The following is a 19417-nucleotide window of genomic DNA, read 5'->3' as shown; positions in this document are numbered from 1 at the left end:
TGCGGCCGTGCGGGATTCAATCGCTCGCGCGGGCGAGTTCGAGGTAGAGTTCGCGCAGGCGCAGGGTGTGGGGGCCGGGGGCGCCGGTGCCGATGGGCTGCCCGTCGAGTTCCACCACCGGCATCACGAAGGCCGAGGCGCTGGTATAGAACGCCTCCGCCGCCGCGTGGGCCTCGGCCACGGAGAACAGGCGCTCCTCCAGGGCAAGGCCGGATTCGGCGGCGAGACGCAGCACCGCCTGCCGGGTGATGCCGGGCAGGAGCGCCGTCGAGAGCGGACGGGTCACCAGGGTGCCGCCGGCCGTGACGATGAAGGCCGTCGACGACGAGCCCTCCGTCACCGCATCGTCCTCGACCATCCAGGCCTCGCTGACGCCCGCGGCGGCGGCCTGCTGCTTGGCGAGCACCTGGGCCAGCAGCGCGATGGACTTGATGTCCCGGCGCTTCCAGCGGAGGTCCGGCACGGTGATCACCCGGGCGCCCTTGGCCGCCAGGGGGTTGGCCGCCACGGTCTTCGCCTGCGTGAACATCATCACGGTCGGCGCGGTGCCGGCCGGCGGATAGGCGAAGTCACGCTCGTACACGCCGCGCGTCACCTGCATGTAGACGAGGCCCTCGGTGACGCCGTTGCGGGCGACGAGCTCCGTCTGCAGGGCGACCCACTCGGCCAGCGTGTGCGGATTGGCGATGTCGATCTCACCGAGCGACCGGTCGAGGCGGGCGAGATGCGCTTCGTTGTCGACGAGGCGGCGATCGAGGATCGCCGAGACCTCGTAGATCCCATCGGCGAACAGGAAGCCGCGATCCATGATCGGCACCCGCGCGTCTTCGAAGGGGAGGAAGGCGCCGTTGAGGTAGACGATGCGGGGGTTCGACACGGAGCGGGACCTTTGAATCGCCGATGGGAAGGGCGCGACGCAGGATTTGTGCGACGGGGCTCAGGAAGCCCCGAACACCCGTGAAAAGATCGTGTCGACGTGCTTGAAGTGGTAGCCGAGGTCGAAGCAGGCCTCGATCTCCGCCGGGCTCAGGGCGGCGGTCACGTCGGTGTCGGCCTTGAGCAGGGTGAGGAAGTCGCCCTCGCCGCGCCAGACCGGCATCGCGTTGCGCTGGACCAGGCGGTACGAATCCTCGCGCGAGACGCCGGCCTGGGTCAGGGCCAGGAGAACGCGCTGCGAGTGGACGAGGCCGCCGAGCTTGTCGAGGTTGCGCTGCATCTGCTCGGGATAGATCAACAGCTTGTCGATGACGCCGGTGAGGCGGCCGAGGGCGAAATCCAGGGTCACGGTGCTGTCCGGGCCGATCATCCGCTCGACGGAGGAATGCGAGATGTCGCGCTCGTGCCAGAGGGCGACGTTCTCCATGGCCGGGAGGGCGTAGGAGCGCACCATGCGGGCGAGGCCCGTGAGGTTCTCGGTGAGCACGGGGTTGCGCTTGTGCGGCATGGCCGAGGAGCCCTTCTGCCCTTCCGAGAAGAACTCTTCGGCCTCCAGCACTTCCGTGCGCTGGAGGTGGCGCACCTCGATGGAGAGGCGCTCCACCGAGCTCGCCACCACGCCCAGCGTCGCGAAGAACATGGCGTGGCGGTCGCGCGGGATCACCTGGGTCGAGACCGGCTCCGGCGACAGGCCCATGGCTTTCGCGACGTACTCCTCCACGCGCGGATCGATGTTGGCGAAGGTGCCGACCGCCCCCGAGATGGCGCAGGTCGCCACTTCCTCGCGGGCCGCCACGAGGCGGGCGCGATTGCGCTCGAACTCGGCATAGGCCTGGGCGAGCTTGAGGCCGAAGGTGACGGGTTCGGCGTGGATGCCGTGCGAGCGGCCGATGGTCGGCGTCATCTTGTGCTCGAACGCCCGGCGCTTGATCGCGGCGAGCAACGCGTCGACGTCGGCGATGAGGAGATCGGCGGCCCGCACGAGCTGCACGTTGAAGCAGGTGTCGAGAACGTCCGACGAGGTCATGCCCTGGTGGACGAAGCGGGCCTCGGGGCCGACGATCTCGGCGAGATGCGTGAGGAAGGCGATGACGTCGTGCTTCGTCACCGCCTCGATGGCTTCGATGCGCGCGACATCGAACACGGCGTCGCGGCCCTTCTCCCAGATCGTGTCGGCGGCGGCTTTCGGCACCACGCCGATCTCGGCCAGCGCCGTCGTGGCGTGGGCCTCGATCTCGAACCAGATCTTGAAGCGGGTCTCGGGCGACCAGATCGCGGTCATCTCGGGGCGGCTGTAACGGGGGATCATGGGCGCCTCGGAGGTTTTCGCGATGCAGACGGGTGCTGAGGGGCGCCTAGCATGGGCGGGGGTGCGGCCTCAACCGAAGTCCGGCGGCGCGAGAGGCCCTAACAAATGTGATATTTTTATCGAGATGCTGGAGTTTCGATTACAATCTGGAAACATTCCGATGTCGAAGGAGGACGGATTTCCTGTCCATTGCGGGCAACTTAACCGCCTTACTGGACCGGCTCTTAGAAGCACTCGAAACTGGAAACCCTCCTAACCTCTTCAAATCGCTTGCCGTTTTCACGCCCGGACATACAGGAGCTTTCGGCCGCGTGAAATGTTTCGCGCCGGCGACGACGCGCCCTCGATTCGGGCGATACGACGAAAGTTCACGATCATGCTTCGGCGACGGGATGGGCAGGCGGTAGGGCTCCTGCTGGCGGGGACGTTCGCGGCCGGGACGGCACAGGCACAGATCGCGACGCCGGCGATCGGCAGCGCGGTCACCCTCGATCAGCTCAGTGTGGAGGGCGCGGGCGGCACCGTCGGCTACCTCACGAAGCGCACCCGCTCGGCGACGAAGACCGACACGCCGCTCATCGACACGCCGCAATCCGTGACGGTGGTCACCCAGCAGCAGATCCGCGACCAGGGCTTCCAGAGCATCAACGAGGCGATCCGCTACGTGCCCGGCATCATCCCGCACCAGGGCGAGGGCAACCGCGACGATCTCGTGATCCGCGGTCAGCGCTCCAACGCCGATTTCTACGTCAACGGCGTGCGCGACGACGTTCAGTACTTCCGTGACCTGTACAACACCCAGCGCATCGAAGTGCTCAAGGGCCCCAATGCCCTCGTCTTCGGTCGCGGCGGCGGCGGCGGCGTCATCAATCGCGTTCTGAAGGAAGCCGACGGCACCCCGATCCGCGAGGTTCTGGTCCAGGGCGGCCAGTTCTGGAACAAGCGCGTGGCGCTCGATGTCGGCGACCGGGTCAGCGACAGCGTGTTCTTCCGGATGAACGGCGTGTTCGAAGATACCGGCACCTACCGCGATTTCGTCGACATCCGCCGCTACGGCTTCAATCCGACGATGACCTTCCTGCTCGGCCCGGCGACGACGCTCAAGCTCTCGTACGAATACTTCCACGACGAGCGCAACACGGACCGGGGCATTCCCTCGCAATTCGGGCGGCCGTACAATTACCGACGCAACACCGCGACCTACTTCGGCAATCCGGATCTGAGCGTCGCGCGCATCGACGCCAACATCGCCACCGCGACCCTGGACCATCGCTTCGATTCCGGTGTCGACCTGCACAGCACCCTTCGCTTCGCCGATTATCAGAAGTTCTATTCGAACGTCTATCCGGGCGGGGCGGTCAACGCCGCCGGCACGTCCGTGAACATCACCGCGTACAACAACGACACTCCCCGGACGAACTACTTCTCGCAGAACGACTTCACCTATAAGTTCGACACCGGCCCCCTGAAGCACACCCTGCTCGCCGGGTTCGAGCTCGGCTATCAGGAAGGCCGTGCCTTCCGCGAGGAAGGGTTCTTCGCCAACGGCGGCCTGACGCTGGCCGTCAACCCGCGCTTCCCGACGACCCGCGCGCCGGTCAACTTCCGGAACACGACCGGCGCCAACACCCGCTACGACCTCGGGTTGGCCGCCATCTACGCGCAGGACCAGATCGAGATCGGGCCGCACCTGCAGTTCATCGGCGGCCTGCGCTACGACCACTTCGACTTCAAGGCCGACAACCTCAACGCGACCGGTTCGACCCCCGTCCGCACCACGCGCATCGACAATCTGCTCTCCCCTCGGGCCGGCGTCGTGGTGAAGCCGATGGACAACCTCGCCTTTTACGGCAGCTACAGCGTCTCCTATCTGCCCTCCGCGGGCGACCAGTTCAGCAGCCTCGCCCCGGGGCTGGCGATTTCGCAGCCCGAGCGGTTCGAGAACGGGGAGATCGGCGTGAAGCTCGACGTCTCGCCCGTGCTCCAGCTCACCGGAGCCCTGTACAACCTCGACCGGTTCAACCAGCGCCTCGCCGATCCGAACCGGGCCGGCTTCTTCCTGGCCACCGGCCAGACCAACACGCAGGGCGCCGAGATCGGAGCCAACGGCTACGTCACCGAGTGGTGGCAGGTGGCCGGCGGCTACGCCTTCACCGACGCGACCATCGTCAGCGGCTTCGGCACGGCGGCCCAGGGTGTGCGACCGGGGAATCGGGTCGGCCTCGTGCCGTTCAACGCCTTCACCCTGTGGAACAAGTTCGACGTGACGCCACAATTCTCGTTCGGCGTCGGCTACATCCAGACCGGCCACACCTTCGCCTCGGCGGACGACACCGTCCGCCTGCCGGGGATCACCCGCTTCGACCTCGGACTGTTCTACCGGGTGAACGAGTTCGTGCGGGCCCAGGTGAACATCGAGAACCTGTTCGACCGGCGCTACATCGCCACCGCCGACGGCAACAACAACATCACCCCCGGCGCACCGCGCCTGGTGCGCTTCCAGGTGGTGGCGAACTTCTGAGCCGGGCAGGGGCGCCGGCCCCGTGGCCGGCGCCCCTTCAGATCGCGAGTCCCGCCAGCCAAGCCTCCGCCGTCGTCACGTCGGCCTGGGACAGACCGTGCCCAACGGGGAGTACGCCGTGCTCGACCCGGGCGCCGGATCCGCGGAAGCGCTCGGCCAGCGCTCGCGCGTTGGCCTCCGGAACGATGGGGTCCTGCGCGCCGGAGAGCATCAGCAGGGGCAGCCCCGTGAGGTCGAACGCCGGCGGCTGGGCCAGCGGCAGCATCGGACGCAGGAGTACGGCCCCGGCAAGGACGCTTGGATGCAGCATGAGCAGGGCGGCGGCGATGTTGGCGCCGTTTGAGAAGCCGAGCGCCACGGGGGCGGGGAGGCCGTAGGCCGCCCGCGCGTCGGCGACGAAATCCGCCAGGTCCTTCGCGCGGCGGCGCACGTCGTCCTCGTCGAACACGCCTTCGGACAGGCGCCGGAAGAAGCGCGGCATCCCGTTCTCCAGCACAGGTCCGCGCGGCGACACCAGGGCCGCGCCCGGCGCCACGGCGCGGCCGAGGGGCAGGAGATCGGATTCGTCCCCGCCGGTGCCGTGGAGCAGGAGCAGGGGCGGGCGCTTCGCACCGGGCTCGAAGCGGTGGACGAAGGCGAGGGTTTTCGGGGTGGACGCGGTCATGGCGGACCTCCGGGTGTCACGAGCGGCCCCGGCCCGCGGGAATGCGGGCCGGGAAAGACTGGTCAGGCGAGGGGCGGCAGGGCCGCCTGGATCCGGGCGCGGTGCGGCTCGAGGCCGGCGGGCAGCTTCAACCCCGTGCCGAGGTCGGCGATGGGCTCGTCCACGCTGAAGCCGGGCACATCGGTGGCGATCTCGAACAGGATTCCGCCGGGCTCGCGGAAGTAGACCGAGCGGAAGTAGGCCCGGTCGCGCTGCTCGGTGACCCCGAGCCCGTGACGGGTGGTGAGGGCCTCGACCATCGCCGCCTGCGCGGCGTCGTCCGCCGCCCGGAAGGCGATGTGGTGGACGGAGCCCGCCCCCTGGCGGCCCCGCAGGAATTCACCCACGGCCCGCAGGGTGACGAAGCCGCCCTCCGCGGCCCCGCTCGCGTATCGGGTCGAGGACCCCTCCCGCGCGTCTTCGGTGAAGCCGAGAACGTCGGTCAGGATCGCCGCCGTCGGTCCGGCCTCGCCGAGCAGCAGGGTGACGCCGTGCAGGCCCCGGATGGCATGCTCGGCCGGCACGGTACCGGTCCAGGCGGACGCCTCGCCGGCCTCCGCGACACCCACGAGGGCGAGCATCGTCCCGTCGGGATCGCGCAGGCGCAGGGTCGGCTCGCCCATCACCGCGACCGGCGCGTCATGGACGATTCCGGCTTCGAGGAGGCGCTGCAGCCACCAGCCGATGGAGGCGCGGGGCACCCGGAACGCAGTCTCGCTGGTCTCGCCGATGCCGACCCGGCCGGGGGCCGCGTCGGCGATGGGAAAGAACGTCAGGATCGTGCCGGGCCGGCCGGTCTCGTCGCCGTAATAGAGGTGATAGGTGCCCGGATCGTCGAAGTTGACGGTCTTCTTCACCAGCCGCAGGCCGAGGACCTCGGTGTAGAAATCGAGATTGCGCAACGCCGAACCGGAAAACGCGGTGACGTGGTGGAGTCCGTGATGGGTCATGCTACTGTCTCCTTCTGCTGGAGACAAGATGGCCCTTGCCGCATCCCGCTAAAACGGAAACGATGGAAACACATCGTTTCCGGAATGCAGGCATGAAACTCCCCGATTTCGAAGCTTGGGCGGTCTTCGCCAAGGTGGCGGAGACCGGCTCGTTCGGGCAGGCGGCGCGCGACCTCGGGGTCGCGCCCGGCACCGTGTCGAAGGCGGTGGGTCGCCTGGAGGCCCGCATCGGCGCGCGCCTGTTCCACCGCACCTCGCGAAAGCTCGCGCTGACCGAATCGGGCCTCGCGGCACGGGACGGGGCGGCCCGGCTGCTCGCCGAGGGTGAGGCGGCGGAGGCGCAGGCCCGCGACGGAGCCGCCGCGCCGCACGGGCGGGTGCGGCTCGCGGCCCCGATGTCGTTCGGCGTGATGCACGTCGCGCCCCTGCTGCCGGACTTCCTCGCCGCTCATCCGGGCCTGACCATCGACCTGCATCTCGGCGACGCCCTCGTCGACCTCGTCGGCGGCGGGTTCGACCTCGCGCTGCGCATCGCGGCCCTGCCGGATTCGTCCCTTCGGGCGCGCCGGCTCTGCACGGTCCACCGCTCCCTCGTGGCCGCCCCCGCCTACCTCGCCGCGCAAGGGCGGCCGGAGCATCCGCGCGACCTCGCCCGTCACGCCTGCCTCGGTTACGCCTACCTGCCGAGCCCCGACCGCTGGCGCTTCCTCGCGCCCGACGGCACCGAGGCCGTGGTGATCCCTGGCGGGCCGCTGCGCGCGAACAACGCCGACGCCCTGGCGCCGGCCCTGCGCGCCGGGCTCGGACTCGCCGTGCAGCCGGACTTCATGCTGTGGGACGATCTCGCGGCCGGACGGCTGGAGCGGGTGCTGCCCGGGTGGTCGGCCCCGCCCATCGCGCTCCACCTCATGACGCCGCCGGGCGATCCGCGCCCGGCCCGGGTCACGGCCTTGGCCGACTATCTCGCCCGCACGCTCTCGGCGGCGCCCTGGGCGCGCGGCGCCGACGTCACGCAGCCGCACCGGGCAGGCGAAACCCCTCGATCCCCTGGCGTTCCGGGTTGATGGCGGCGAGCGCACGCTTGGCCGCTTCCAGGGGGTGCTCGGATTCGATGCGGACGCCCTTCAGGTCCGGGCTCTTGTAGACGGTGACGATGGTGTCCATCACCTCGGTGAGCGTGGTGCGCTTGTCCTCGGGCGCGGCGATGAGGAGCTGCAGGCCCCACGCCTGGTAGAGGTCGACGAGGGCTTGGGAGTTGCGCACGTCGAGCTTCGAGAACGCCTCGTCGAGGAGGCAGAGGCCGAGCCCCGGATTCTCGTCGCCCGGTCGGTCGCCGGGATAGTAGGCCGAGGCCAGGGAGGCTGCGATGGCGACGTAGAACGGCGCCTGCGCCTCGCCGCCGGAGCCGCGCAGAGCCCGGTTCGACATGGTGGTGCGGTTGCCGGCGGCATCGCGCATGCCGATCTCGTAGACGAAGTAGTTGCGATAATCGGCCAAACGCGCCGCGCTCTCCTCACCGGCGATGAGGGCCGAGATCTCCTCGATGGCGGCCGAGAGCGGGCCTTCGGCCGGCGTCTCGCCCTGGCCCGGCAGGACCGCCTGCGCCGCATCGGGCGAGCGTGCGACTTCGGTGGCGAGCGCGTGGACGGCGGCGTAGCGCCGGTCGACGGCGGCCTCGAAGGCGTAGGTCTGGCCGGTGAAGGTCTGGCTCGACAGGCGTTCGTTGAGGGCGTCGAGGCGGGCGCGGACGCGCTCGAACTTGTCGGCGAGACGCGTCAGCAGGTCCTCGGTCATCAGGCGGCGCATCTCGCCTTCCGCCCGCACGGCCTGATCGCGGTAGCGCCTGAGCTCGTGGCCCGCGACCTCGTCGTAGGCGCGCCGGGTCCAGCCGTAGCCGAACGAGGCCGGAGCGTCGCCGCGCCCCAGAGGGTTGTCGATCCGCCACTGCACGCAATACTCGGCCAAGTCGCGCTCGGCGGTGCGGCCCTGCGTACGGGCCGTCTCGAGGGCCTCGCGGGCGGCGCTGCGGGCGGCGGCGGCGGCAGCCGCGAGTTCCTTCGCGTCGAGGCCGGCGAGGTCCGCCCGGGCCTTGGCCACGGCCCGCGGGTCGAAGCCCTCCGGACGCACGAGGCGGATGCGGACCGTGTCGCCGCCGACCCAGCGCGCATGCGCCGAGCGCCGGGCGGCCAGCGCCGTGCGCGCCGCCTCGCGGGAGGAGGCGACCTTGGCCTTCAGGCCCGCTTCCTCGCCCAGCAGGGCATCGCGCTTGGGTTCGAGCACCTGCACGAGTTCCGTGAGGTAGGCCGAACGCTCCTTCGCGAGCTCCTTCAATTCGGCTTCGAGGGCGCCGGTATCGGCCTTCTCGACGCTCTCGCGCTCGGTGGCGAGACTGCGGCGGCGGCCCTCGATGGCGTCGCACTCGGCCCGCAGGCCGAACAGGTCGATGGGCGCTTCGGCCAGACGTGCCTTGAGCTGCGCGGCGATGCGGGCGGCCTCGCGCAGCACGCCGGCCTCGCCGCGCAGGCGCCGCGCCTCGGCCACAGCCCGCTCCATGGCCTCGCGGCCCTCCTCCGTCGGACCACGGCTGCCGCGCGTCATCATGAGCTGCACGGGACGGACCACCGAATAGGCCATGCCGGAGGTCGAGCGCCCGCTCGGCGCCACGGCCCGGCTCATATGCGCGAGGGCCGCATCGTCGGGGGCGAGGTCGTAGCCGCCGAGGCGCGCGGCGAGGAACGCCTCGGCGTGGGGATCGCGGGTCTCGATCATGCCCAAGGGGCCGTCGTCGTAGCGCCCGCCCCGGCGCCGGGCCGTGTCCGTGGTCTTGACCAGAAGGCAGCGGTAGAACTGTGCTTTCCGGGCTTCGAGATGGGCGAACGCCTGATTCAGCCGGTCGGGCTGCACCACCAGGGCTTCGCGAGCACCCCCCAGAAGGCCCTCCAGGGCCATGCCCCATTTCGGCTCGACGATCTCGGCGAGTTCGCAGACCGGCACGGCGTCGATGCCCAGCCGCGCGAGTTCGTCCCGGAACGCCGCCACATCCGAGGACAGGCGCGCGCCCTTGGCCGCCCCGCCGCCGGCGAAGGGCGCCGACAGGCTCTGCGCCTCCGTCTCGGCGGCGCGGGCGCGCAGGGCCATGTCCTCGGCCGCCGTATCGAGGGGGCCGGCGATGTCGGGCATGTCGACGAGCGCCGTCACCAGGGTATTCAGGGGCCCGTCCGAGCGAAGCGTTTCCTCCGGCGGGGCCTCGCGGCGGAGCCCCGCGCGGGCGCAGGCCTCGACGAAGCGGGCCGCACCCGGATCGACCCGGCGGACCTCGCCGATGACCGCCGTCAGGCGGGCGACGTCCTGGATCAGCCCGACGAGGCCCGTCACCCGCAGGGTGAGGTCGCGTCGGTCGCGGGTGAGCACGGCGAGGCCCGCATCCGAGGCGGCGAGCCGCCCCTGCGCGTGGGTCCCGGCCATGAGGGCCTTCTTCTGCGCGATCTCGCCGTCGATGTCGCGCACGAAGCCCTGGCTGGTGGCGACGCTCTCGCGGGCGATGCGCAGGCGCTCGGCGACATCGGCGAGGCCGGTGCGGGCGGTTGTGTATTCGACGACCCGGCGGCGCAGATCCGCGCCGGCGGCCCGTAGGTCGTCGAGGGCCGCCGACAGGCTCGCCTCCGCCCAGGTCTCGTAGCGGGCGAGGATGCGGCCGAGATGCGACAGGCGCCGCTCCAACTCCTCGATGGTCTCGAGGAGACGGCGCCAGTTCTCCACCGACTGGCGGATGCGGGCGACGTCGAGGGGCTCGGGCTCCAGCACGAAGGAGCGCACGAAGGCGGAGGAATCGAAGATCGGCTTGAAGGCGACCGCATTGGAGAAGGTGCGCAGGAAGTGGCGGGGTTCGGGCACCGGCGCGCCCTCGCGCAGGAGCCCGAGCACCTCCGCGGTGAAGCGCTCGCCGGACGCGCGGAACTCCTCGAAGGTCTCGGAGCGGATGCGCAGATCCTTGGCGATCTCGGCCCAGGGCGCGACGAAGGAGCCGTCGGGCGTCTCGCGGACGTAGTCGGCGATCTCGAAGCGATGGCCTGTGCAGACGAAGCGCGACAGGGTGGTCTCGCGGCTGTCCTCGGCCCGGGCGCTCAGCGCCAGCCCAACGGAGACGACGCGGCCCGAGACCGGGTTCTCGAACACGAGGACGATGAGGGTCTCGCAGGCCTCGCGAGTCGGGCGGCCGCCCTCGGCCGGGTCGCTGATCCAGCCGAGGCAATAGTCGCGCACCGTGCGGGCCGAGCGGCCCGACGCCGAGGCGTTGAGCGCCAGACGGCTGGCGTTGTTGCCGGCCAGCACCGTGCCGACGGCATCGAAGATCGTCGACTTGCCGGCCCCCGTCGGCCCGACGAGGGCCGTCGCGCCGCGGATACGAATCTGCTCGCGCCGGATCAGGTACCAGTTCGAGAGGGCGATGTCGGTGAGGCGATACACTGAGGCCGGGTGATTTTTGCACGCTGCGAAGGATCGTCGGGCCTTCGCTCGCATGGCCGGGGGCGGCGAGGCAAGCCGGCCGGGGCGATCAGGCGGCGTCATCCCCGGCCGAAGCCCAGGCCCGGACGTGCTCCATCCAGGCGTCGGGCGAGAGCACGCCGATGCCGGGCAGCACCATCAGGGGCGTGAGCTTTTCGGTCTTGTCGCGCTCGCCCAGGCGCAGGGCGCCTTTCCGGGAGAACAGCCGCAGGATCTCCAGCAGGCGGGTCTCCTCCGGCGGATCGCTGCGGGTGGCGGTGCGGATCGATTCGGCGATGTCGTCGGTGGTGCATTCCACCACCCCCTCGGTGGTGACGCGGTGGTCGCGAAGCCCTTCCTCGTAGGCGAGCCGCAGGGCGAGCAGCACCAGGGTCTCGTCCTTGCGCAGGCGCTCGGCCTGACCGTCGTGGCGCACGCCCTCCGGGGGCACGCGCAGGAACACCATCTGGTCCCGGTGCGAGACCTCGAAACCGTACCCGAGGCAGGCGAAGTAGCTCTGGAAGAACGGCGCGTAGTGCCGGGCGAGGTCGTAGGTCCGGCCGATGCCGGGGGTGCCGGAATAGACGCACTGGCTCTTGAGCAGCACCTGCAGGGCGCGGGTCAGCTCCTCGTCGGAGGGCGCGCGGGCGCCGGGCGGCGGCGGCTCGTCGCCGTCGACGATGGCGCGGAAGGCTTCGAGCATGGCGGTGGTCCGGGAGCGAATGGGACGCGCGAGGCCGCGTGTCTATCCGCCTCCCGCCGGTCGCGCCAATCCGCTCAGGCGGCGGCGGCTTCGGCCCGGAACAGGGAAATGCACTTGGTGTCCCGGTGCATGCTGAGGATCGAGGCCCGGTCGAGGGACGGGTTGGCGGCGAGCACACGGCGGACCTCGGCGACGATGCTGTCGTAGCGCGCCGCGTCGTAGTTCTGCTCCAGGGGGCTCACGGCGATGTACGTCTCCACCACCAGCACCCGTTCGCAGCGCTCACGCCCGACCTCGACGGCGACCCAGGCGGATTTGATCAAGCATTTGCCGGATACCATGGCCCATCTCCCGAAGACGCGACGTTCTTCCGCACTGCGCGTCGGAGACCAGGATGAACCCTGTCTTCGCAGATGCCAAGGGTGGTCGTTGCATGGGACGCCGAAGTCTCGCGGCGATCGAATATTGCGCCGCAGCACTCAGCGTGTGCGTTCCAGCAGGAAGTCCGGGCAGTCGAGCCAGCCGTTGGCAACCCGGCCCTCGACCCGCGAGAGGCGGTAGCGACCGCTCAGGCTTCCGTCGAACAGCACGTCGATCTCGCGCAGGCGCTGGAACACCACGAAGGCATCGACGTCGGCGATCGGCATCTGCGAACCCCGCACGGCGCCCTTGCGCCCGAGCCGGCCCTCGAGGAAGTCCACCATCCGGTCGGGCGTCACCGCCACGCGGTGGCGGAACGCGTCCTTCGCCGCGATGAAGGCCTCCACGGCCGGATCGAGGAAGAGTTCCGGCAGGGGCTCGCAGTCGATGGGCGGGCGCTTGAGGCGCGGCGCGTAGAGGTGGACGGCGCCGATGGGCGGGCGCAGGAGCGAGATCCCGGCCGGTGGCATGCCCTCCATCGGCGCATCGGTGCCCGCCACGGCGCGGAGCGCCGCGGCCGTGCGTTCGATGCGGTCGGAATCCCGGTGGTCCATGTAGCGCAGGGCCGCCGCGATTCGCCGCTCCAGGCGGGCGACGATGTCGGCCACCGCGTCGAGGTGACGGTCGAGGCCCTCGAAGATCGCCAGGATCTCGGCGAGATCCGCCCGCACGGCCCGCTCGGCCACCTCGACATCGGGCGCACGGCCCTCGCGGATCCCGGCCTCCGCCAGGGCCCGCAGGGTGAGGGGATCGCGCAAGGCGCGGCCCGCCTCGCGCACGATACCGGAGCGGAAGCGGAACGGGTTCAGGCGGGTGTGCAGGGTGCGGTAGTCGCTGACGATGTGGCGGGCCACGAACTCGTCGAAGTAGAGCCGGAAGGCCGCGCGCTGGTCCTCCTGCGCCAGGATGCGCGCCTCGATCTTGCGCATGGAGCCGGCGAGCGTCCGCAGGTGGCTGAGGAACGCCCGCGACGCCTTGGCGGCGTTGACGAGGGCCTCGGAACGCTCGGCCGGGTTGGCGATGGCGCTCTCCAGGCTCCCCAGCACATCGAGCACGGCGCCGCCGTAGGAGCGGGTCTCGCCCCGGTCGAGGCGGGCGAGTTCCTCGATGAGGATGCGGGCCTCGGGGTCGAAATCCACCACCGGCACGTAGCGCTCGCGCCGCTCCACCAGCCAGCCGGAGTCCAGCAGGCGCCGGTAGACGGCCGAGCGCCGCTCGATGGGATCGACGGGCGTGGTCTCGTCGTCGGCGATCTCGCCTTGGGCGAAATCGGCGGAGAAGTCGCCGATGGCGGCGAGCAGCTCGGTCTTGCGCAGGGGCTCGGCCGTATCGCCGAACACCCGCGCGTGCAGGTGCAGCAGCAGGGCGGCGTTGAAGGCCCGGCTCGGGGAGGCGAGGGGCCGGAACAGGTCGTCGGACAGGCGGGTGAACAGCATGGGACTGGGACGGACTGCAGCCCGCCGGAACGGCGTCTGTCAATCGATCCGAGGCCCGTAGCGGACCGAACGGGCGGTTTCCCTGGGGGAAGCGACCGTCCGGGTGGAAGTGGGTGGCGGGAACGCGGACATGCTAGGACGGACGGCAAGGCGCCGCGAAGGCGTCACCGAACCATCACGGGAGACCCCATGCCGAAGCCGGATCAAGAGCCCCGTCGCAGACAAGAGCCCCGTCCGCCCGAACTCGTGACGCCGTGGCGCACGGAGGCGCGCGCCGCCCTGCAGGCCGAGGCCCGAGCCTTCGCCCGCGACGTGGTGATGCCCATCGCCGACGAACTCGACCGGCAGAAAGCCGAGATGCCGCGCACGCTCATCGACGCCATGGCGCGGAAGGGCTGGTTCGGCATCACCATCCCGACGGAGCATGGCGGCCTCGGCCTCGGGGTGTTCGAGTATTGCCTCGTCTCGGAAGAACTCGCCCGGGCCTGGCTGTCCGTGGGCAGCATCCTCGCGCGGGGCCAGGGCCTCGGCACCCAGGTCCTCGACGAGGGGCGCCGGGGCGAGTTGCTGGCCCGCTCGGCCCGGGGCGAATGGATCGGCAGCATCGCCCTGTCGGAGCCGACCGCCGGCTCGGATCTGGCCGGGGTGCAGACCCGCGCGGTGCGCGAGGGCAACACCTGGGTGCTCACCGGCACCAAGCGCTGGGCCGGCTTCGCGCAGGCGGCCGATTTCGTCGAGGTTCTGGCCCGCACCCGCGACCCGGAGCCCGGCGAGTCGCGCTCGGCCGGCCTCGAGCCGTTCCTGGTGGTCAAGGAGCCCGGCACCTTCCCGGCCGGCATGACCGGCCAGGTGATCGACAAGATCGGCTATCACGGCTTCCTCACCTTCGAGCTCGCCCTCGACGGCGTGCGCGTGCCCGAGAGCGACCGGCTCACCGGCCTCTACGGCGACCAGGGGGCGGATGCCGATGCCGGCGGTTTCGCGTCCGTGCAACGCGGCCTCAACATCGCACGGGTGCACACGGCGGCGCGCGCCGTCGGCGTCGCCCGGGCGGCGGTGGAGGATTGTCAGCTCTACCTGCAGGAGCGCGAGCAGTTCGGCCACCCCATCGGCGACTTCCAGGCCCTGCGCTTCGCCCTGGCCGACATGGCGGCGGAGGTCGCACAAGCGCGGGCGTTCTGGCAGCAGGTGGCGCATCTGCTCGATGCCGGAGAGGCGGCCGAGAGCGAATCCGCCATGGTCAAGCTGCTCGCCACCGAGATGGCCGTGCGGGTGACCAACCAGGCGATGCAGCTTCACGGCGGCAACGGCTACACCACGGAACGCCGGGTGGAGCGCTACTGGCGCGACGCCCGTCTCACCACGATCTTCGAGGGTACGAGCGAGATCCAGCGCCGGATCATCAGCGACCGGATGCTGCCGCGCCCCTGATGGAAGCGTCCCGGATGATGGGTCCGGGACGCAGCTCAGGGCCGAGAGACTACCCCTTCCAGCCCTTCAGGGCGGCAAACGGGCTGCTCGACGGGTCGGGCGGGGGCGGATTGAGGATCGGCTCGACCTGCGCGACGGCATCGGCAAGGGAGAAGGCGGAGCCGGTGGGCAGCTTGCCGCCGGCCGCATCCTTGTGGCCGCCGCCGCGGAACCGGCGCGCGCCCTCCAGCGCCGTCTCGTCGTTGGAGCGGAACGACATGTTGCCCGTGCGCTGGACGTTGAGGACGCGCTTGGCCTTGCCCGCATCCATGATCAGGTCGGAGACGCGCTGGAAGGTGCCCGAATCGAGGCCGAAGGACAGGTAGGTCCCGTCCGAGAGCGGCTGGAACAGGTCGGAGCGTGCGAGCACGCGGGCGATCCGCATGCGGGTGGTGAGGCGGGGATCGTCGGTCTCGTCGCCGGCCAGATACCCGTCGACGATTCCCGTGCGGATGGCGCCGACCCCGGCTTCGAGTTCGGCCGGTGAGGCCCCGGCGCGCAGGCGTCCGGCGAGGGCGACGAGGAGGTCGCTCACGAAGCGGTCGTGCCACGCATGCCCGATGGGCACGAGGTTGGAGACGTTGTCCCAGAACACCTCGTCGAGGGCATGGCCGCCCGCGAAGGTCGGCCGGTCCTTGCGCCACAGGTCGACGGCGTCGACCGCCTCGACGAGGGCGAGCAGGTCGTCGTCGCCCTGGGACGCGTCCGGCGCGTAGAGGGTGCGGCGGTGATAGGCGAGCTTCGTGGCGCAGCGGCCCTCGTCGATGAGCACGACGATGGCGGGATCGTCGAGGTCGAACCGCATCACGCCCGGATCGTCTGCCTCCGGCACAGGCTCGAGGGTCTGCTCGCGCAAGCGGTCGATGGAGGAGGCATGGTGATCGAGGACAATGAGCCGATGCCGTTCGGCCTCGGCCCGGCCCCGGTTCATCGCGGCGAAGTTGCGGATGAAGGTCACCGCCACGGGCTCGAGGCCGAGATCGGTGAGGATCAGGGTCTCGGGCTGCCGCGTCCGCCCGAGGCGCTTCAGCTCGCCCTCGACCACGGGCCCGACATCGCTGTAGCGCGGCACGTGGACGATCCGCGAGACCGGAACGAAGCGCCCCACGATGGTGGAGGCGCCGTAACCGTCGAGGTCGTGATGGGTGATCTGGGTAACGGTCAAGACGGGGTCCTCGGCGGGCGGCGTCCGCGGCTTATGACGCGTTTTCCGGCCCGCGGCGACCCGTGACGGATCAGCTGGTCTGCTTGCGGGCGAACACGGCCCCGGCGAACAGGAGCGCCGCGCCCCCGGCGATGAGGCTGATCATCAGGAGCCGGCGGGGCTGCTGGGCGGATTCGGCCTGCACCGGCTGGACGATCATGCTGAAGAACTCGACCTGCCGGCTGGCGATGATGCGCGAGCGCTCGTAGGCGGCCAGGACCTTGGAAAAGTACTTCTCCGCCTCGTCGCGGTCGTTCTCGAAGGCCTCGAACTTGGTGAGGGCGTCGGCGAGGATACGCCGCTGTTCCGGGTCCTCGCTCGCCGACTGGTTCTCGATGCGCGTGATGGCGTCGTCGAGATCCTTGATCTGGGACTTGATGTCCTGGATGCGGCGCGACTCCGGACCGAGGTCGCGCTGGCCGAGATTGAGCTGCACGGCGAGGTTGATGCGCGCGGTGCGCAACTCGCCGATCACCTTGAGGTTGCTGTCGTTGGTCTTCTTGGCATCGAGAATGCCCTCGCGGTTGCGCAGGGTCGCCATGGCGAGGCGGACCTTCGTCATCCGCTCCTCGGCGAGCTTGAGTTCGCGCGCGCTTTCGACCACCGCGTCGGCACGCGCGCGGTCGCTGAGCGCGTTCACCATGCGCTCGCTCTCCTTCAGGATCGCCTGGGTGAGGGCCAGGGATTCGGCGGGGTCGAAGGCGCTGACCGTCAGGCTGATGATGCCCGAACCGCTCTCGATCTTGGTGGTGACCCGCTCGCTCCAATATCGCACGAAGCGCTCGATGGGCTTGTCCCGGTCGAAGCGCGAGAGGAAGTCGATCCCATCCCGGGAGAACATGTCCCGCAGGGGCAGGTCCTTCTCCAGGACCTCGATCATCGGCCGGCTGTGGATGTAGTTGAGGGCCACGAGACTGTCCTGGGCCACCATCTGGGAGACGACGCCCTTGGTGGTCCCGACCTGGTCGGACGAGGCCTTGTCGGCGGAGCCCAGCGCCGGCCGCAGGGCGAAGCGCGCCTCGGTGACGTAGCGATCCGAGGCGATGAGCCCGTAATAGATCACCCCCAGCAGCGTCGGCAGCACGAAGCAGAGCCCGAACAGGATCGGGATGACGGGGTCGGACTTGTTGTGGCTCTGGTAGGAGCGGATACCCTTCTTGCGGTCGGCGAAGCGCGAGACGCGGGCGACCTGACGCAGGGACTCCGCCACGGCATTCGAGCGGTCGGCCGTGGTGACGGGCTGCCCGGTGGGGTTGCGGATCTCGACGCTCATCTGCCTTCAGCCATCCATTCCGTTCGGGCGGCCATCCTTCGCCGCGCGTACCCTATTCCACGATTGGGACGGCGAAAGCATGTCCGGGCCCCTGCACGCCCGAATGAGGGCACGGGCGAACGCCGGCTTCGCCGGTGCCGCGGTCATGCGTTCAGGCGGCGGTAGACCTCGATGGCGTCGTTGACGTCCTCGTACAGGATCGCGCGCCCGTTGATGAGCACGATGCCCTGCTGGCACCAGGTCCGGATCACCTCCATGCCGTGGGAGACCATGATCACGTTGGAATTGACGCGGCGGGCGGCGAAGGCCTCTTCGCACCGTTTCTGGAAGCGCGCATCGCCCACCGCCGTGACCTCGTCGATGAGGTAGCAGTCGAACGGGATCGCCATGCTCATGCCGAAGGCCAGGCGCGAGCCCATGCCCGACGAGTAGGTCCGGATCGGCACGTCGAGATAGCTGCCGAGTTCGGAGAAATCCTCGACGAATTCGAGCACCTTCTTCGGATCCTCGCCATAGATGCGGGCCACGAAGATGATGTTGTCCCGGCCCGTCATCTGCGGATGGAAACCGCCGCCGAAGCCGAGGGGCCACGACACCCGCATGGTGCGCTGGACGCGCCCCCGCGTCGGCGCCTCGGTGCCGGCGATGAGGCGCATCATCGTGGACTTGCCGGCCCCGTTGATGCCGAGGATGCCGTAGGAGACATTGGGTTTGAGCGTGAACGACACGCGCTCGAGGATCGTCCGGCGGTGCCCATCCGTCCGGTAGACCTTGGTGACATTGTCGAAGCGGATCACGGTCGGTTTGTGGCTCCGGGAGGCTCGGGCCCGGAGAACGGGCCGCGCGTCCCGCGTTTCGCCCGGGAAAGCGGCGAATCTGAGGACCACCGTCCGGGGTAGTAGAGGAGCAAGGCAGGGGCCGGATCGCCGGGACGCGGGAAATCGACACATTCGCGGTACGTTCGACACGATCGCGCCTTGCACCCCGCCGACACGGCTTGTACAGCGTGCCACCCGCGGCGTCGCGGCGACCCTGCAGGCCCCGGATTTACCAACCGGACGCCGTCGGTCGCGATGCAGGGGGCTGGAGGGGTGGCCGAGTGGTTGAAGGCGCACGCCTGGAAAGTGTGTATACCGGAAACGGTATCGCGGGTTCGAATCCCGCTCCCTCCGCCAGTTTCCTATAAACCACCGCAGATCAACGGCTTTTAGCGCTCGATCCCGGCCCACGTGCAGACTATTGTGTCACCGTGGCTGTGGGGAGCGAAGCCAACGGTGCGCCGTCCCGATATTCTGCGATGTCGCCGGGGTTGCGTATACGTCCGTGTCCCGACCCGCCTCGGTGGGTTGGCGGTTCCGTTCGAAGGTCTCGATCGGCGTGAGAGCCTGTGGGCCGAATGCCGCCGGCAACGGCGAGCGGCGCAGGGACGAGGCCACCGATCAAACCGCCGGGGCCAAGGGCCCCACCGGGCGCTGCCAGACCCTCCGAATAGGGACCCGGTTTGCGGAAAGGTTCATCTGTTCGACCACCTCCGCCCGGATAAACGTCTTCACGCGGATCCAAGGTCTTCTCGAAGGCGTCCCGCGTCGTGATCTCGAGGAACAGCCTGCCCTTCGTTGCCATGTTGCGGTAAGCCGGGGCCGGAATCACGCCTGCGGGCGTCGGCTGGGCAACCGCCGTTCGTGTGACGGCCAGAGGTGTCTGTAGCCGCAAGCAGACCGCGAGCGAAACCACGACGATGCATCAGGGGTATCCTGACATCATGGGATGCACCCTGGAAAAGCACGATCTCGGGGCGCCTCACAGGCAGTCCGTACGTCAACCCCAGCTTTCCGAAACCTAGACTACGCGATATTTGACACGATCCACCTCGACGATTTCTTATCCTACCCTCCGAGCGGTCATCACTCATTTGATAAATCACCTGGCCCGTACACCTTAGCTTGTCGGGCATCACACACAGGCGCTCGGAAAGGCGTTTCATCGGGACGCGAGTTCGCCCTTCCC

General features: G+C 69.7%; 14 protein-coding genes, 1 tRNA gene and 1 pseudogene. 4 read left to right on the top strand and 12 right to left on the bottom strand.

Annotated features, from left to right (window positions below; translation table 11 throughout):
* Positions 1-16: 16 nt before the first annotated feature.
* Both ASF22_RS04810 and purB read right to left on the bottom strand, forming a co-directional pair.
* The gene (locus ASF22_RS04810) at positions 17-877 is read right to left on the bottom strand and encodes a D-amino-acid transaminase (protein ID WP_056262009.1); all 861 of its coding nucleotides are present in this window, start codon (positions 875-877) and stop codon (positions 17-19) included.
* Between the two features lie 60 nt (positions 878-937).
* Positions 938-2245, bottom strand: a complete 1308-nt coding sequence (gene purB, locus ASF22_RS04805; protein WP_056262007.1) for an adenylosuccinate lyase — start codon at positions 2243-2245, stop codon at positions 938-940.
* A 376-nt stretch (positions 2246-2621) separates the two neighbouring features.
* Here purB and ASF22_RS04800 point away from each other — a divergent pair, with 376 nt between their 5' ends.
* Positions 2622-4766, top strand: coding sequence for a TonB-dependent siderophore receptor (locus ASF22_RS04800; RefSeq protein ID WP_056262231.1), 2145 nt, complete (start codon positions 2622-2624; stop codon positions 4764-4766).
* A 37-nt stretch (positions 4767-4803) separates the two neighbouring features.
* Here ASF22_RS04800 and ASF22_RS04795 read toward each other — a convergent pair whose 3' ends face one another.
* Both ASF22_RS04795 and ASF22_RS04790 read right to left on the bottom strand, forming a co-directional pair.
* Positions 4804-5430, bottom strand: coding sequence for an alpha/beta hydrolase (locus tag ASF22_RS04795; protein WP_056262004.1), 627 nt, complete (start codon positions 5428-5430; stop codon positions 4804-4806).
* Positions 5431-5492: 62 nt separating this feature from the next.
* Positions 5493-6419 carry a ring-cleaving dioxygenase gene (locus ASF22_RS04790; protein WP_056262002.1) on the bottom strand — a complete coding sequence of 309 codons (927 nt, stop codon included), beginning with the start codon at positions 6417-6419 and terminating at the stop codon, positions 5493-5495.
* A gap of 92 nt (positions 6420-6511) precedes the next feature.
* On the opposite strand from ASF22_RS04790, the gene ASF22_RS04785 reads away from it, so the two are divergent.
* A complete protein-coding gene (locus ASF22_RS04785; RefSeq protein WP_056261998.1) occupies positions 6512-7483 on the top strand; it encodes a LysR family transcriptional regulator in 972 nt (323 codons plus the stop codon).
* Here ASF22_RS04785 and ASF22_RS04780 read toward each other — a convergent pair.
* The 4 genes from ASF22_RS04780 to ASF22_RS04765 all read right to left on the bottom strand — a co-directional run bounded on the left by ASF22_RS04780 (position 7428) and on the right by ASF22_RS04765 (position 13463).
* Positions 7428-10886, bottom strand: a complete 3459-nt coding sequence (locus tag ASF22_RS04780; protein ID WP_056261996.1) for an SbcC/MukB-like Walker B domain-containing protein — start codon at positions 10884-10886, stop codon at positions 7428-7430. The two genes, ASF22_RS04785 and ASF22_RS04780, sit on opposite strands and share 56 nt — an antisense overlap.
* An 88-nt stretch (positions 10887-10974) precedes the next feature.
* Positions 10975-11607, bottom strand: a complete 633-nt coding sequence (locus tag ASF22_RS04775) for a DUF4194 domain-containing protein (protein ID WP_056261993.1) — start codon at positions 11605-11607, stop codon at positions 10975-10977.
* A 74-nt stretch (positions 11608-11681) separates the two neighbouring features.
* A complete protein-coding gene (locus tag ASF22_RS04770; RefSeq protein ID WP_056173812.1) occupies positions 11682-11948 on the bottom strand; it encodes a hypothetical protein in 267 nt (88 codons plus the stop codon).
* A 138-nt stretch (positions 11949-12086) separates the two neighbouring features.
* Positions 12087-13463 (bottom strand): Wadjet anti-phage system protein JetA family protein, encoded by a 1377-nt coding sequence (locus ASF22_RS04765; protein ID WP_056173815.1) that lies wholly within the window; start codon positions 13461-13463, stop codon positions 12087-12089.
* Between the two features lie 189 nt (positions 13464-13652).
* Between ASF22_RS04765 and ASF22_RS04760 the strand changes: the two genes are divergently transcribed.
* A complete protein-coding gene (locus ASF22_RS04760; protein ID WP_056261991.1) occupies positions 13653-14894 on the top strand; it encodes an acyl-CoA dehydrogenase family protein in 1242 nt (413 codons plus the stop codon).
* A gap of 49 nt (positions 14895-14943) precedes the next feature.
* Here ASF22_RS04760 and ASF22_RS04755 read toward each other — a convergent pair whose 3' ends face one another.
* The 3 genes from ASF22_RS04755 to ASF22_RS04745 all read right to left on the bottom strand — a co-directional run bounded on the left by ASF22_RS04755 (position 14944) and on the right by ASF22_RS04745 (position 18207).
* Positions 14944-16098, bottom strand: coding sequence for a dimethylmenaquinone methyltransferase (locus tag ASF22_RS04755; RefSeq protein WP_056261988.1), 1155 nt, complete (start codon positions 16096-16098; stop codon positions 14944-14946).
* A 70-nt stretch (positions 16099-16168) separates the two neighbouring features.
* Positions 16169-17410 carry a hypothetical protein gene (locus tag ASF22_RS04750; RefSeq protein WP_056261985.1) on the bottom strand — a complete coding sequence of 414 codons (1242 nt, stop codon included), beginning with the start codon at positions 17408-17410 and terminating at the stop codon, positions 16169-16171.
* Positions 17411-17553: 143 nt separating this feature from the next.
* Positions 17554-18207, bottom strand: a complete 654-nt coding sequence (locus ASF22_RS04745) for an ABC transporter ATP-binding protein (protein ID WP_056174155.1) — start codon at positions 18205-18207, stop codon at positions 17554-17556.
* Between the two features lie 288 nt (positions 18208-18495).
* Here ASF22_RS04745 and ASF22_RS04740 point away from each other — a divergent pair.
* A tRNA-Ser gene (locus tag ASF22_RS04740) sits at positions 18496-18585 on the top strand.
* A 220-nt stretch (positions 18586-18805) separates the two neighbouring features.
* On the opposite strand, the pseudogene ASF22_RS24720 reads toward ASF22_RS04740, so the two are convergent.
* A pseudogene (locus ASF22_RS24720) lies at positions 18806-19154 on the bottom strand (hypothetical protein); the annotation flags it as partial.
* Positions 19155-19417: the final 263 nt, after the last annotated feature.

This window comes from Methylobacterium sp. Leaf87 (assembly GCF_001422775.1).
Classification (GTDB): Bacteria; Pseudomonadota; Alphaproteobacteria; order Rhizobiales; family Beijerinckiaceae; genus Methylobacterium.
This window is presented reverse-complemented; position numbering and strand designations above follow the sequence as displayed.

Excerpts from the sequence above, each read along its gene's own strand:
- ASF22_RS04770 (WP_056173812.1), bottom strand. The coding sequence starts at position 11,948 with ATGGTATCCGGCAAATGCTTGATCAAATCCGCCTGGGTCGCCGTCGAG.
- ASF22_RS04775 (WP_056261993.1), bottom strand. The coding sequence starts at position 11,607 with ATGCTCGAAGCCTTCCGCGCCATCGTCGACGGCGACGAGCCGCCGCCG.
- ASF22_RS04785 (WP_056261998.1), top strand. The coding sequence starts at position 6,512 with ATGAAACTCCCCGATTTCGAAGCTTGGGCGGTCTTCGCCAAGGTGGCG.
- purB (WP_056262007.1), bottom strand. The coding sequence starts at position 2,245 with ATGATCCCCCGTTACAGCCGCCCCGAGATGACCGCGATCTGGTCGCCC.
- ASF22_RS04750 (WP_056261985.1), bottom strand. The coding sequence starts at position 17,410 with ATGAGCGTCGAGATCCGCAACCCCACCGGGCAGCCCGTCACCACGGCC.
- ASF22_RS04760 (WP_056261991.1), top strand. The coding sequence starts at position 13,653 with ATGCCGAAGCCGGATCAAGAGCCCCGTCGCAGACAAGAGCCCCGTCCG.
- ASF22_RS04795 (WP_056262004.1), bottom strand. The coding sequence starts at position 5,430 with ATGACCGCGTCCACCCCGAAAACCCTCGCCTTCGTCCACCGCTTCGAG.
- ASF22_RS04765 (WP_056173815.1), bottom strand. The coding sequence starts at position 13,463 with ATGCTGTTCACCCGCCTGTCCGACGACCTGTTCCGGCCCCTCGCCTCC.
- ASF22_RS04790 (WP_056262002.1), bottom strand. The coding sequence starts at position 6,419 with ATGACCCATCACGGACTCCACCACGTCACCGCGTTTTCCGGTTCGGCG.
- ASF22_RS04800 (WP_056262231.1), top strand. The coding sequence starts at position 2,622 with ATGCTTCGGCGACGGGATGGGCAGGCGGTAGGGCTCCTGCTGGCGGGG.